A 14,543-nucleotide genomic window follows, 5' to 3' on the forward strand; every position below is an offset into this window, starting at 1 on the left:
TATATTCGGAACAATCCTTCGAGTAACGGAAGAAAAAGAGGGGGAATTTGCTCTATTTTTTACAGGAATATACAAATGCAAACGGTTGATTTCCGAACAATTTCTCATTTCTGTTTTTTTTCGACGAAATTCTTAAAACTCTATTTATTTATTAGTCAAAAAGTGTTATAGTATTTTCGATTAGTAGGAATGATTGAACATCAGAGGTCTGATGTCTTAGAAATGTTTGGAGGAACATCATATGCTAATTAAATCGGATACGAGACATTTATATTTGCAAGTTGTTGATCGTCTAAAAAAAGATATTGAGATGGGAATATATAAAGAAAAAGAAAAATTCCCCTCAGAGTTCGAGCTTGCAAAAACTTTAGGTGTAAGTCGTGCAACTCTAAGAGAGGCACTTCGTACATTAGAAGAGGAAAATGTGATTGTCAGAAGACATGGTGTTGGCACTTTTGTGAACAGCAAGCCGTTATTTAATTCTGGCATCGAACAATTGAATAGTGTCACGAATATGATTAAGCAGGCAGGAATGAATCCAGGCACTATATTTCTAAGCTCAAACACGATGTTTGCCACTGAAGAAGATATGACACGCTTCTCCACACTGCAAGAGGAAGAGCTACTCGTTATTGAAAGAGTTCGAACAGCTAATGGCGAACCGGTTGTTTATTGTATTGATAAATTGCCACAGAAAATTTTGCCTGACCGTTTTTCATACGATCAAGAATCGATTTTTCAATTCTTGGAATCGGATAGTCAAAGACATATTACATACGCTGTTGCACAAATCGAACCGATTGGATATCACGAGAAGGTATCTCCCATTCTGCAGTGCGAACCAGAAGCTGCTCTGCTTGTTTTAAAGCAGATGCACTATGATGAGAAGGATGAGCCGATTCTTTATTCAGTAAATTACTTTCGTTCAGATAAGTTTAGCTTTCAAGTAGTAAGAAAACGAATTTATTCGTAAAAGCTGGACAAACTAATCGCAAACATTCTTTACTAAATAACAAAAAATCTAGGGGGTACAAGCTTTGAAGAAGCGTAAATTTGGCTTAGCACTATCTTTAGTACTAGCTGCTGGAACTGTATTAAGTGCTTGTGGAAGTAATGACAAAGGTAACGACAATGCAGCAGAAGGTGATAAAGATAAAGACTCTTTTAAAGTTGCGATGGTAACAGATGTCGGTGGGGTTGATGATAAATCATTTAACCAATCAGCTTGGGAAGGTTTAAAAGCATTTGGTGAAGAAAATGGCTTATCAAAAGGTAATGGTATTGATTACCAACAATCACAGTCAGATGCAGATTATGCTACTAACTTAAATAACTTAACTCGTCAAGGATATAGTTTGGTATTTGGAATAGGATTTTTGATGGAAGGTGCAATTTCTGAAATTTCTCAACAACAAAAGGATGCACATTTTGCAATAGTTGATGCTGTAGTAGATCAACCGAACGTTGCAAGTATATCTTTTAAAGAACAAGAAGCTTCTTTCTTAGCTGGTGTTGCAGCAGCTCATGCAACTAAATCTAAAAAAATTGGATTTATTGGTGGGGTAGAAGGAGACGTAATTGGACGCTTCGAAGCTGGTTTCGTTGATGGCGTTAAAGCGGTAGATCCTGATATTAAAGTAGACGTACAATATGCTGGTGCTTTTGATAAGCCTGAAATTGGTAAAACAATTGCAAGCAAAATGTACTCTTCTGGTGCAGATGTAGTATTCCATGCTTCTGGTGGTACTGGTGCTGGATTATTCTCTGAAGCACGTGATTTAAAAGAAAAAGATCCTGAAAAATACATCTGGGCAATCGGAGTTGACTCTGATCAATCCGCTGAAGGTGCTGTTGGGGATCATAATATTGTGTTAACTTCTGCATTAAAAGGTGTTTCAACTGCAGTACAAGATATCTCTACAAAAGCAAAAGAAGGTAATTTCCCTGGTGGCGAAACTACTGTTTATGGCTTAAAAGAAGATGGCGTTGGACTTGCGGCAATTAATGAAGAAGTAGAAAACAAAGCTGAAATCGATGCAGCTATTGAAGAATGGACTGCAAAAATTAAAAACGGTGAGTACACTGTTCCTGATACTGTTAAGTAAATAGCAATTGCTAATTTCTACAGGAATAAGTGGTTTGCATTGCAAACACTTATTCCTTTTTTACGAAATAAAATAGAATTTTAACTAAAGAGTAGAAACGTTATTCTAGTCTTTATTAAAAATTTTATATGCTGAAATTATTGTAATATAAAATTACATTATTTCTTTGTGGATTGTTTTAGAACATTATTTCTTTGACATCATACGTTTTTTTATGCTTAAAAATTTATGTAAGGTAAGTAAGAAGGAGTGGATTAGATGGAATATGTAATCGAGATGTTAAATATTCGAAAAGAATTCCCTGGTATTGTTGCAAACAACAATATCACCCTTCAAGTAAAAAAAGGTGAGATTCACGCGCTTTTAGGGGAAAATGGTGCAGGAAAATCTACGCTTATGAACGTTCTTTTTGGGCTATATCAACCAGAAAAAGGCGAAATTCGTGCGCGTGGGAAAGTCGTAAATATTTCAAATCCTAATATTGCGAATGAATTAGGAATTGGAATGGTCCATCAGCATTTTATGTTGATTGATACCTTTACAGTTACGGAAAACATTATTTTAGGAAAAGAAACAGTTAGCAAAGGAAAAATCGATCTTAAAAAAGCAGAAAGAGAAGTACAAGAAATCTCCGAGCGATATGGACTAGCAGTAGATCCGAAAGCAAAAGTTGCCAATATCTCTGTAGGGATGCAACAAAGAGTAGAGATTTTAAAAACTTTATATCGTGGTGCAGAAATTTTAATTTTTGATGAACCGACAGCTGTTTTAACACCACAGGAAATTACTGAACTAATTGGCATTTTCCGTAAGTTAATTCAAGAAGGAAAGTCCATCATCTTAATTACACATAAATTAAAAGAAATTATGGAAGTTTGTGACCGCGTGACCGTTATTAGAAAAGGGGAAGGTATCGGTACATACAACGTTAAAGATACAAATCCGAATGAGCTTGCAAACTTAATGGTTGGTCGTGAAGTTTCTTTTAAAACAGAAAAGAAAGCACCAAATCCGAAAGAAACGGTATTAAAAATTTCGGATCTAACGGTGAAAGACAATCGTGGGGTTCATGTAGTAAACGCTCTTAACCTAGAGGTAAAAGCTGGTGAGATTGTTGGAATTGCTGGAGTAGACGGCAATGGTCAGTCTGAGCTGATTGAGGCTATCACTGGTTTAATGAAGAAAAATAGTGGAATCATTACGCTTAACGGCAAGGACATCAGTGTACTGACACCACGCAAAATTACGGAAAGCGGGATTGGCCATATTCCGCAAGATAGACATAAACATGGTTTAGTCCTTGATTTTTCGATTGGCCAAAATATGGCATTGCAAACATATTATAAAAGACCGTTTTCTAACTATGGTTTCTTGAATCAAACAGAAATGGAGAAAAAAGCAAGCGGATTAATTGAAGAATTTGATGTGAGAACACCAAGTATTCATACACCTGCAAGAGCACTTTCTGGCGGAAATCAGCAAAAAGCGATAATTGGTAGAGAAGTAGATCGTAATCCTGATTTGCTTATTGCGGCCCAGCCTACAAGAGGACTGGATGTTGGGGCAATTGAATTTATCCATAAACGTTTAATTGAACAACGAGATAAAGGAAAGGCAGTATTGTTAATTTCTTTCGAGCTAGAAGAGATTTTAAATGTCAGTGATCGAATCGCAGTTATTTTTGATGGGGAAATCATTGCAACTGTGGATCCAAAAACAACAACAGAACAAGAATTAGGGCTATTGATGGCAGGTTCGAAAGCTAAAAAAGTGGGTGTGGAGAAATAATGTCGAATACAATAAAGAAAATTAGCATTCCGATTATTTCAGTATTATTAGGAGTTATTGTTGGTACAATTATAATGCTTGCTACAGGATACAATCCTGCGGACGCGTATTCTGCACTTTGGAATGGTGCATTTGGCGAAATCTATTTCACGGGAGAAGTTGTTCGTCAAATTACACCATTGATTCTTGCGGGGCTTGCAGTTGCCTTCGCTTTTCGTACCGGGCTATTTAATATCGGGGTAGAAGGACAATTAATCGTTGGCTGGCTAGCTGCAGTTTGGGTAGGGGTTGCGTTTGATTTACCAAAAATCATTCACTTGCCACTTGCTGTATTAGCGGCAGCAGCTGCTGGAGCACTTTGGGCATTTGTACCAGGCTTCTTAAAGGCAAGATTTAGAGTACATGAAGTTATCGTAAGTATTATGATGAACTATGTAGCATTACATGTATCCAACTATTTAATTCGAAATGTACTTACAGATAAAGCGGACCGTACAGAAACGATTCCACCATCAGCTAGCTTACGATCTGAGTTTTTAGAGGGGTTAACAGATTATTCTCGTATGCACTGGGGAATTTTAATCGCAGTCGGCTGTGTTATTCTTATGTGGGTAATTCTAGAAAAGACTGTAAAAGGATATGAATTAAAGGCAGTTGGTTTTAACCAAAATGCCTCTCAGTATGCTGGAATGAATGTAAACCGCAACATTATTCTATCAATGGTTATCTCTGGTGCTTTTGCAGGGCTTGCAGGAGCCATGGAAGGCTTAGGAACCTTTGAATATGTAAGTAATAAAGGTGGATTTACAGGCGTTGGATTTGATGGAATTGCCGTTGCCTTACTTGGAGCAAATGGACCAGTGGGAATCTTGCTTGCTGCATGCTTATTCGGCTTTTTAAAAGTTGGCGCATTAAATATGCCGCTTGAAGCTGGCGTTCCAAATGAGATGGTAGATATCATTATTGCTTTAATCGTATTCTTTGTTGCTTCAAGCTACATGATTCGCTTATTCTTGGATAGATTAAGTAAAAATAAAAGTAAAAAGGGGGAGAAGTAAATGGGATTAATGGATGTTTTATTAATTGTCATACCCTCTTCGCTATTGTTTGCTGCTCCACTAATCTTTACTGCACTCGGCGGTAACTTTTCCGAACGAGCTGGGGTCGTTAATATTGGATTAGAAGGTTTAATGGTTATGGGGGCTTTCTCTTCCATTGTTTTTAACTTAACATTTGCAGATAGTTTTGGTGCTTGGACACCTTGGATTTCATTGCTTGTGGCAATGGTTGTTGGTGCGATTTTCTCTGTGCTACATGCTGTGGCAAGTATTACATTCCGTGCCGATCAAACTGTTTCTGGTGTAGCGATTAACTTGCTTGCTGCGGGGCTTGCTATGTTTTTAGTAAAATTAATCTATGATGGAAAAGGGCAAACAGGTACCATTCGTTATAGCTTTAAGAAAATTGATATTCCTATATTAAAGGATATTCCTGTTATTGGTGATTTATTTTTCTCTAATACGTATTGGACTTCTTACTTAGCAATTATTGTTGCTATCATCTCTTGGTATGTGATGTATAAAACGCCATTTGGTTTACGTCTTCGTTCGGTTGGGGAACATCCTATGGCTGCAGATACAATGGGAATTAACGTAACAAAAATGCGCTATATCGCGGTTATCTTGTCAGGGGCATTTGGCGGTATTGGCGGTGGGGTATTTGCCCAGTCTATTACAAATGATTTTACACACGCTACAATTAGTGGACAAGGGTTTATGGCGCTTGCTGCCCTTATTTTCGGAAAATGGAATCCACTAGGTGCAATGGGTGCGGCGATTTTCTTTGGCTTTGCTCAAAGCTTAAGTATTGTTGGAAGCAGCTTACCATTCTTAGAAAGCATTCCAAACGTTTACCTATTAATTGCACCGTACGTATTAACAATCATTGCATTAACTGGCTTTATCGGTCGCGCAGATGCACCGAAAGCTTCAGGTGTACCTTATATTAAAGGTAGTAGATAATATGAATTTTCAGGTAAATGAGAAAGAGGCTGGAACATAGGTACTCCAGCCCAAGTTATAGCCAAACAATTACACGAATTTCGTGTAATTGTTTGGCTTTTTAATTAGCTTTTGAAAATGCTGTTCTAGAAGTTCGTTGCTATTACGCGCAGCTAGAATACACTATTTCTGATATGACCGCTCGCTTTCCATGGGGCGAGCGCCGAGTCTCTTCCCAGTTCGCTAAGGGAATGAACCCCACTTTTGATAATTATTCGCCCTTACAGATCTTCTATTTAGTTATTTCCTATCTCGTTTCTATTCTCGGAAAAAATCCTTCCTCACCTATGATTTCTTATTCCTCATGTGTATTAATCGCTTTCGTCTTTATTTCTTTATCTAATAATTCAATTGGAATATGTTTTGGAATGACGTTGGCTGGAACTTCCCCGTTCATGTCTAAATAATAATGCCGAATAGGCTTAAGTGTGCTATCATCTAGTTCATAAACCAATGGAATGCTTGTTGGGATGTTCAAAGAGGCGATGCCATCTGATGAAACATTGTCTAAATACTGAATAATAGCCCGAATAGTATTGCCATGTGCAGCAATGATAACTTTTTTGTTTCTCTTTAACATTGGGGCGATTTCTTGATCCCAGTAGGTTAATACACGTTTTTCCGTATCGGCAAGATTTTCTGTTAACGGAAATTCTCCTTCTTTAAGCTGCCCATAGCGAGGATCATTGATTGTGTATCGGGGATCTTCTTTACTGAGAGCAGGTGGCCGAACATCCATGGACCTTCTCCACAGCTGTACTTGGTCCTCGCCGAATTTCTCCGCTGTTTCTGCTTTATTAAGCCCTTGTAATGCACCATAATGGCGTTCATTTAACTTCCATGTTTTATGTACGGGAATCCACATACTGTCCATTTCATCAAGGATAATCCATAGGGTGCGGATAGCCCTTTTTAGATAGGAAGTAAAGGCAGTATCAAAGTAAAAGCCGTTTCTTTTTAAAATCATCCCCGCTTCTCTTGCTTCTGTTAATCCCGTTTCGGATAGATAGACATCAGTCCAGCCGGTAAAACGGTTCTCTACATTCCAAACACTTTCCCCGTGGCGAATTAAAACAAGTTTTGGCATCATCATTTCTCCTTTACCTCTTTTATATGCTTCCTTTATTTTTTTCCTATTTTTTAATAATTAGTCTTTTGAACTTCTTCATTGAATAATTAAATGGAATTATTTTCATTTTCGGTTGAAGAGGCGTAATCCAAATGATATGTTGAATATACAAAGTTGTATAGCCTTTTTTGAGTGGGGGAAACGATGAAAAGAAAGCGAATAGCAGTTGTAGCAATCGGATTAATGGTTATTTTTGGATTTGGTTTTTTATGGAATAAGCCTGTGTATGGGAATGATGAAGCGTCTATTAAGAAGCTAATTGCCGAAAGTGATTTACTTCAGGTAAAAACGAATATTGAAATTATTGATATAGTAGATACTGAAACGAATAGAATAGTTGGTTTTACAAATGGAGAGGGACAGGGCATTATTCGGTTTGAAAAAGATTCTAAGGGGAATTATACGTACCTTGGTATGAATTTTGAAAGTGGTGCGAGCAATGGAATCACAACCTATACTGTTCCGGTAGATAATAGGAGAACGCCACTTTTTCTATTTCTATCAGATGGTTCCACCGTTGGGACGATTGAATTGTTCATTAATAATCAATTAAGAGAAGAAAAATCAGTTTCTTTAGGCAACTTTTCCATGGGGGCGTTTCAAGAGAGACTTTCAGAAGCAGAAGCGAAGGCCTTTAGTTTGGAGTTTAAGCTATATAAAAAAGAAGGAAAAGAGATAACAGAAATAGAATCATAAGTGGAAGGGAAATAATCCGAGCTTTTAAGAATAACCTTATAAATAGAGTAAATACTAGTAAGTAGTGTATGATTAGTGCAAGTATACGTAGGAGGTATGTTATGAGTGTAGCATCGGAAAAAATCACGAAATATGGCGGCTTTCAATTACATACAGTAAAGACAGAAAAGTTTAAAACAAATAATATTGTAGTAAAATGGAGAACACCTATTACAAAGGAAAATGTAACACACCGGGCACTTCTGCCATATGTGATGCAAAATAGCACCGAGAAATATCCCACAACCGCAAAGCTGCGTTCCTATGTAGAAGAGTTGTATGGAGCTACCTTTTTTATTGACCTTGCCAAAAAAGGCGAATACCACATTGTTTCTTTTTCATTAGAAATAGTCAATGAAAAATTTTTATCAGACCCGACTCCTTTATTAAAAAAAGGATTGGAATTTTTATCTGAAGTTATTTTTCACCCGAATGTCACTGACAATAGCTTTGATGCAAATGTCATCGAAAATGAGAAGCGTGCTTTAAAGCAACGAATTCAATCGATTTATGATGATAAAATGCGTTATTCCAATCAGCGAGTGATTGATGTTATGTGTGAAAACGAACCATATGCACTAAGCGTATATGGAGAAAAGGAAGAGGTTGATAGCATTACGCCACAATCCCTTTTTTCCTATTATCAAAATGCGCTTGCAGAGGATCAAGTTGATCTATATATGGTGGGCGATATAAACGAAGAAGAGGTTGCTTCTTATATAGAAGAATTATTTCCGTTTAAGGAACGAACAGCAAAGTCCATTGATCGCAGAACACCTCATGAAACAAGTGAAGTGAAGGAGGTACGCGAGGTTCAGGATATTAAACAAGGGAAATTAAATATGGGATTCCGTACCCAAATTGTCTACGGGGATCCTGAATATTTTGCCCTGCAAGTACTAAATGGCATTTATGGAGGCTTCTCTCATTCGAAGTTATTTATTAATGTCAGGGAAAAAGAAAGTCTTGCTTATTATGCAGCAAGTCGTCTTGAAAGCCATAAAGGTCTGTTGCTCGTCATGTCAGGAATTGATAATCAAAACTATGAAAAAGCAGTGAAAATTATTAAAGAACAAATGGAACTGATGAAAAAAGGCGAATTTTCCGATCAGGAAATCATGCAGACGAAAGCAGTGATTCATAATCAAATGCTGGAAACTTTAGATACTTCTCGTGGAATGATTGAGCTGTTCTATCATAATAGTGTAAGTGATAAATATGTAGAAATGAGCGAATGGCTACAGCAAATGAGTAAAGTTTCGAAAGAGGAAATTATCGAAGCTGCCAAGAAAATTGAATTGGATACTGTTTACTTCTTAACCGGATCGGAGGGGAATGCATAATGGAAAAAATCGAATTTGCTCAATTGCAAGAAGAGCTGTATTATGAAAAATTAGCGAATGGCCTAAAGGTATATATTTTACCGAAAAAAGGATTTAATAAAACGTTTTGTACGTTTACAACAAACTATGGTTCAGTAGATAATACCTTTGTCCCCCTTGATGGTTCAGAGTTTACGCAAGTTCCAGATGGGATCGCTCATTTCTTAGAGCATAAGCTTTTTGAAAAGGAAGACGGAGATGTTTTTCAAGATTTCAGTAAACAGGGGGCAAGTGCAAATGCCTTTACTTCCTTTACAAGAACCGCTTATTTATTCTCCAGTACATCCAATGTAGCCAATAATTTAGAAACGCTAATAAACTTTGTACAAGAGCCATATTTCACGGAAAAAACAGTGGAAAAGGAAAAAGGAATAATCGGGCAAGAAATTACGATGTATGATGATAATCCTGATTGGCGCTTGTATTTTGGATTAATTGGAAATATGTTTGTCAATCATCCAGTGAAAATCGACATTGCTGGAACGATTGAATCGATTTCCCATATAACGAAAGATATGCTTTATGAATGCTATAATACATTTTATCACCCAAGCAATATGCTTCTTTTCATCGTGGGACCAGTTGATCCAGAAGAATATATGGCCCAAATAAAAGAAAATCAAAACAAAAAGGACTACACGAATCACAGTGAAATAAAACGTAAATTTGCGGAAGAACCAAAGCATGTCAATAAGGAAAAGCAAGTATTGAAAATGAATGTCCATACGTCTAAATGCCTTGTTGGAATTAAAGGGATTGACGTAGAGCAATCAGGGAAAGAAATGATGAAACAAGAGTGGAGTATTAATTTATTACTCGATTTTCTTTTTAGTGAAAGCTCAGAGAATTATCAAAACCTTTTCCAAAGTGGCTTAATTGATGATACCTTTGCCTATGATTATACGCAGGAGCATGGCTTTGGATTTGCGATGATTGGTGGAGATACGAGTGATCCTGATGGGTTGGAAGCTGCCATCAAAGATATCCTCATGAAAGCGAAAACAGGTGATTTTGCAAGCGAGACATTAGAAAGAACAAAGAAAAAGAAAATTGGGGCATTTTTGCGTGCGATTAATTCACCAGAATACATTGCCAATCAATTTACTCGCTATGCATTCAATGAGATGAATTTATTTGATGTGGTACCGACTGTGGAGGAAATTACAGTCGAAGATATAAAAAATGCGGCGACCAAATTATTGGAGGAAGACAGAATCACTACATGCCAAGTGGTGCCAAAATAATGTGGAAGCAGACACAAAGGAGGAATTTCTTTGTGTCTGTTGCTGTTTTAGAAAAAGAAAGCAAATGGAGTGGAGACGAGCAATGGGGCAATGGATTTTAATTACTGGTGCATCTGGTGGAATAGGACAAGCAATTGCGAAACAGTTAGCAAAGGAAGGCTATTCGCTTTATTTGCATTTTCATCAAAACCAGCGAGCTATCGAGGGATTGCTTTTAGAGTTAAAGCAGTATGGAGGAGAATATTTTCCAATACAAGCAGATTTAAAACAACCAGATGCTTATAAAAAAATAGTGGAAAACATTTTTACACTCGATGGCATCGTTCATGCGAGCGGCATTAGTACATATGGGTTATTTACTGATATGAAGGATGAAGAAATGAAGGATTTATGGAATGTCCACGTTCATTCGTTCATGTGCATGGCAAGAGAACTATTGCCCAAAATGCTTTCTAAGCAAAATGGCAATATCATCGCTATAACAAGTATATGGGGGCAGGTTGGTGCTGCGATGGAAGTGGCCTATTCTACTGTAAAGGGTGCACAAATAAGCTTTGTGAAGGCATTAAGCAAGGAACTAGCCTATAATGGTATTCGCGTGAATGCGGTAGCGCCTGGTGCCATTGAAACGAATATGCTTCATGCATTTTCACCAGAGGAATTGCAACTAATCGAAGATGAAATTCCAATGGGGAGACTAGGAAGACCGAAAGAGGTTGCTGAAAGTGTAGCATTCTTATTATCCGAGAAATCCTCTTATATGACAGGCCAAGTGCTTTCGCTAAATGGAGGTTGGCATATGTAATAGCTTTTTCCAATTGCTTTTCATGCATATTATTTCAGGAACTATCCAAAATAATGATGTAATGCACATTTAAGCAAGGAAAGGGGTATTTCAATATGTCTATTCTAGAAAATTGGGATCAATGGAAAGACTTTCTAGCAGATCGTCTTCATCACGCTGAAAATGAAGGAATGAACCAAGCGGTAATAGGAGATCTTGCATTTCAAATAGGAGATTACCTATCCAATCAAGTTCAACCAAAAAATGAACAAGAAAAAATTCTATCCGATTTATGGTCAGTTGCTGACGAACAAGAACAACATGCAATCGCTAATATGATGGTAAAACTAGTCCATAATAACGGAACAAAATAACACTTGTAAAAAAGCTCGATAAATAGAGGCATATTTATCGAGCTTTTTCTGTTGGGAAAAGAGCTTATAACAGAGAGCATCTCTGAGCCCGAAGGCAAGAAAAAGTAGAGCGCAAGGTAACAGAGAAGCCGTCTCTCTGCCCGAAAATAAGAAAAATAAAGCACAAGGTAAAAGAGGAAGTCAGTCAAAAGCACATAAAAACACAGCTATTCCTCAAAGCGGAAGAACCTTCGAAGAGTAATCATTATCTCGACTCAGAATGAAAAAAGTACAGCCACTCATCCCAAATAAAAGTAGCTATTTTTAAAGAAAATGAACAGAATTTATGGGGAGGCAAAGCAACATTTTTCTAGAAAACAGCTTTTCGACAAAAAGTCCATCTTTTTTTCTATTTTTACCCCTTTTTTCTTGATTATTTATACCATTCCTATATGATAGAAATTAAAAGACTAGAAAATTTCACTTGATATTTGTAGGAGGATTTTTTTGGAACCAAAAGAATGGTATTTAGAATACGAAATTCAAAAAAACCGACCTGGCCTATTAGGAGATATATCCTCTTTACTAGGGATGCTTTCTATCAATATAATCACCATTAATGGAGTAGACGATGGCCGTCGCGGCTTATTAATGTTAGCAAAAAATAAGGAACAAATAAAAAGATTAGAATCTATTCTCTATACAATGGACACAATAAAAGTAATCAAGCTTAGAGAACCTTCTCTAAGAGATAAACTTGCGGTGAGACATGGTCGGTATATTCAAAGAGATGCTGATGATAAAAAAACATTTCGATTTGTTCGCTATGAGCTTGGATTGTTAGTAGATTTTATGGCTGAACTGTTTAAGACAGAAGGTCATAAATTAATAGGTATTAGAGGGATGCCACGTGTAGGTAAAACAGAGTCTATTGTTGCTGCTAGTGTTTGTGCAAACAAAAGATGGCTTTTAGTAAGCTCTACCTTGTTAAAGCAGACCATTCGCCAATCCTTAATGCAAGGAGAATACAATGAAAACAATTTGTTTATCATTGATGGAATTGTATCTTCCAAGCAAATCAATGAGCGGCATTGGGCGGTAATTAGAGAAGTGATGCGCCTGCCATGTATAAAAGTGGTAGAACATCCCGATGCCTTTGTACATAATACAGAATACACTTTAGATGATTTTGATTATATTATTGAGCTAAGACATGAGCCAGACGAGGAGATTCTTTATGATGTTCATAAAAAGAATACTCTTGCTATAGAAAGTGAATTCGAGGGTTTTGATTTTTAGTAAGTTGGAAGGTGTTATCTTGAGTGAATTAGGAAATCGTTTAAAGGAAGCAAGAGAAGCGAAGGGACTAACGTTAGAGGAATTACAGGAAATTACAAAAATCCAAGTCCGCTATTTAGTTGGAATCGAAGAAGGTAACTACAGCATGATGCCGGGTAAATTTTACACTCGAGCATTTATTAAACAATACGCAGAAGCGGTAGATTTAGTGCCAGAAGAATTATTTGAAGAATATAAAGAGGAAGTGCCGACAACAGCAAACGATGAGTTACCGCAAAATTTATCGAGAGTGAATTCAAGAAGATCCTTAGATGGAGCGAGTTCAAAGGTGCTTGATATTCTGCCTACTATCCTTATTGCTATTCTAGTTCTAGCAGTTGCTTTCTTAGTTTGGTACTTTGTGTATGCGAAAGATTCCAATCCAGACAAACAGTCCAATAATGATACGGAACAGAATTCTGTTTATATGAAATCTGATTCGTTAAATGAGAAGGAAGAAGAAAAAGCAAACGAAGAAGAGACCACTAAAGAAGAAAAAGTAGTAGAAGAAGAAGAGAAAAAAGTAGAAGAAGAGAAGCCGAAACAAGAGATTACGAAAAAAGAAACATCTGGAAGAACGACTACTTATGAAGTGAAAAATGCGGAGAAGTTTGTTGTGAAGCTAGTTTCAAGCGGAAAAGTTTGGGTCGATATTCAAAATGGCAAAAACTATTCTTTTTTCCAAGGTATTCTTGAAAAAGGCGGAACGGAATCCAAGGAAGAAGATTTATCAAAAGAGACAGAAGCACATATTATTATCGGAAACAGTCAAGTAGATGTTTTTGTCAATGATGAAAAATTAGAGCTTGGTGATTCTTCCTCTAGACAAGATCTTGTCATTAAATATATAAAAGAAGAATAGTCATCGATTCGATGACTATTTTTCGCTATTACAACGTATTTAGGTTATAATACTAATGTTTTTAATTTATTTTTTGGAAGTGACGATTTATCGTCATGGTAATGGAGGATGTAAGATGAATTTACCAAATAAGATTACCGTAGCAAGAATTTTATTAATCCCTGTTTTTCTAGTAATCATGCTAGTAAATTTTTCATGGGGAGAGCTGACGCTTCTAGGTGTTACTTTACCAATGACACATTTTATCGGTGCCTTGATTTTTATCATAGCATCAACAACGGATTGGATTGATGGACACTTTGCGAGAAAATATAATCTAGTAACGGATTTAGGGAAATTTTTAGATCCTTTAGCAGATAAATTATTAGTTTCTTCTGCGCTAATTGTTTTAGTAGGATTGGATATGGCACCTGCATGGATTGCTATTGTTATTATCAGTAGAGAATTTGCAGTAACTGGCTTGCGTTTAGTACTTGCTGGTGGCGGTGAAGTTGTCGCTGCGAATATGTTAGGAAAAATTAAGACATGGGCGCAAATTGTTGCGATTTCGGCACTTTTACTACATAATATGATTTTCGCACTTGTCTCACTACCATTTGATATCATTGCATTATGGGTTGCTTTGATTTTTACTATTTGGTCTGGCTGGGATTATTTTGCAAAAAACAAACAGGCTTTTGTTTCATCCAAATAAAATAGAGGAATAAAAAAAGAGGACATCTGTTTATGACAAGCGAATATTGCTTTATAAGAGATGTCCTTT

14 protein-coding genes are annotated in these 14,543 nt (G+C 36.7%); 13 read left to right on the forward strand and 1 reads right to left on the reverse strand.

The features are described 5' to 3' along the window. The first annotated feature begins 241 nt into the window (after positions 1–241). The 5 genes from NYE52_RS09225 (at position 242) to NYE52_RS09245 (ending at position 5,914) form a co-directional block, all read left to right on the forward strand. Positions 242–973, forward strand: coding sequence for a GntR family transcriptional regulator (locus tag NYE52_RS09225; RefSeq protein ID WP_341192804.1), 732 nt, complete (start codon positions 242–244; stop codon positions 971–973). A gap of 64 nt (positions 974–1,037) precedes the next feature. Next, positions 1,038–2,105, forward strand: coding sequence for a BMP family lipoprotein (locus NYE52_RS09230; RefSeq protein WP_341192805.1), 1,068 nt, complete (start codon positions 1,038–1,040; stop codon positions 2,103–2,105). A gap of 258 nt (positions 2,106–2,363) precedes the next feature. Further along, positions 2,364–3,893, forward strand: coding sequence for an ABC transporter ATP-binding protein (locus NYE52_RS09235; RefSeq protein WP_341192806.1), 1,530 nt, complete (start codon positions 2,364–2,366; stop codon positions 3,891–3,893). Then, a complete protein-coding gene (locus tag NYE52_RS09240; protein WP_341192807.1) occupies positions 3,893–4,951 on the forward strand; it encodes an ABC transporter permease in 1,059 nt (352 codons plus the stop codon). The genes NYE52_RS09235 and NYE52_RS09240 overlap by 1 nt, the downstream gene beginning before the upstream one ends. Continuing rightward, positions 4,952–5,914 carry an ABC transporter permease gene (locus NYE52_RS09245; protein WP_341192808.1) on the forward strand — a complete coding sequence of 321 codons (963 nt, stop codon included), beginning with the start codon at positions 4,952–4,954 and terminating at the stop codon, positions 5,912–5,914. A 334-nt stretch (positions 5,915–6,248) separates the two neighbouring features. Here NYE52_RS09245 and gpmA read toward each other — a convergent pair whose 3' ends face one another. Further along, entirely contained in the window at positions 6,249–7,040 is a 792-nt protein-coding gene (gpmA, locus tag NYE52_RS09250; RefSeq protein ID WP_341192809.1) for a 2,3-diphosphoglycerate-dependent phosphoglycerate mutase, read from the reverse strand. A 186-nt stretch (positions 7,041–7,226) separates the two neighbouring features. On the opposite strand from gpmA, the gene NYE52_RS09255 reads away from it, so the two are divergent. From NYE52_RS09255 to pgsA, 8 genes are all read left to right on the forward strand, one after another. After that, entirely contained in the window at positions 7,227–7,778 is a 552-nt protein-coding gene (locus NYE52_RS09255; protein ID WP_341192810.1) for a hypothetical protein, read from the forward strand. A gap of 101 nt (positions 7,779–7,879) precedes the next feature. Continuing rightward, positions 7,880–9,160, forward strand: a complete 1,281-nt coding sequence (gene yfmF / locus NYE52_RS09260; protein ID WP_341192811.1) for an EF-P 5-aminopentanol modification-associated protein YfmF — start codon at positions 7,880–7,882, stop codon at positions 9,158–9,160. Beyond that, positions 9,160–10,443, forward strand: coding sequence for an EF-P 5-aminopentanol modification-associated protein YfmH (gene yfmH, locus NYE52_RS09265; protein ID WP_341192812.1), 1,284 nt, complete (start codon positions 9,160–9,162; stop codon positions 10,441–10,443). The genes yfmF and yfmH overlap by 1 nt, the downstream gene beginning before the upstream one ends. A gap of 82 nt (positions 10,444–10,525) precedes the next feature. Beyond that, positions 10,526–11,248: an elongation factor P 5-aminopentanone reductase gene (ymfI, locus tag NYE52_RS09270; protein ID WP_341192813.1), complete on the forward strand. Its 723-nt coding sequence runs from the start codon at positions 10,526–10,528 to the stop codon at positions 11,246–11,248. Positions 11,249–11,343: 95 nt separating this feature from the next. Continuing rightward, positions 11,344–11,601, forward strand: a complete 258-nt coding sequence (locus tag NYE52_RS09275; RefSeq protein WP_031534605.1) for a DUF3243 domain-containing protein — start codon at positions 11,344–11,346, stop codon at positions 11,599–11,601. Between the two features lie 486 nt (positions 11,602–12,087). Beyond that, a complete protein-coding gene (locus NYE52_RS09280) occupies positions 12,088–12,879 on the forward strand; it encodes a YmfK family protein (protein WP_341192814.1) in 792 nt (263 codons plus the stop codon). A 19-nt stretch (positions 12,880–12,898) separates the two neighbouring features. Continuing rightward, positions 12,899–13,780 (forward strand): helix-turn-helix domain-containing protein, encoded by an 882-nt coding sequence (locus tag NYE52_RS09285; RefSeq protein ID WP_341192815.1) that lies wholly within the window; start codon positions 12,899–12,901, stop codon positions 13,778–13,780. A gap of 115 nt (positions 13,781–13,895) precedes the next feature. Then, on the forward strand, positions 13,896–14,474 hold the full coding sequence (pgsA, locus tag NYE52_RS09290; protein WP_341192816.1) for a CDP-diacylglycerol--glycerol-3-phosphate 3-phosphatidyltransferase: 579 nt from the start codon (positions 13,896–13,898) through the stop codon (positions 14,472–14,474). The last annotated feature ends 69 nt before the right edge of the window (positions 14,475–14,543 follow it).

The organism is Niallia sp. FSL W8-0635, from assembly GCF_038007965.1.
In the GTDB taxonomy this organism is placed as follows: domain Bacteria; phylum Bacillota; class Bacilli; order Bacillales; family Cytobacillaceae; genus Niallia.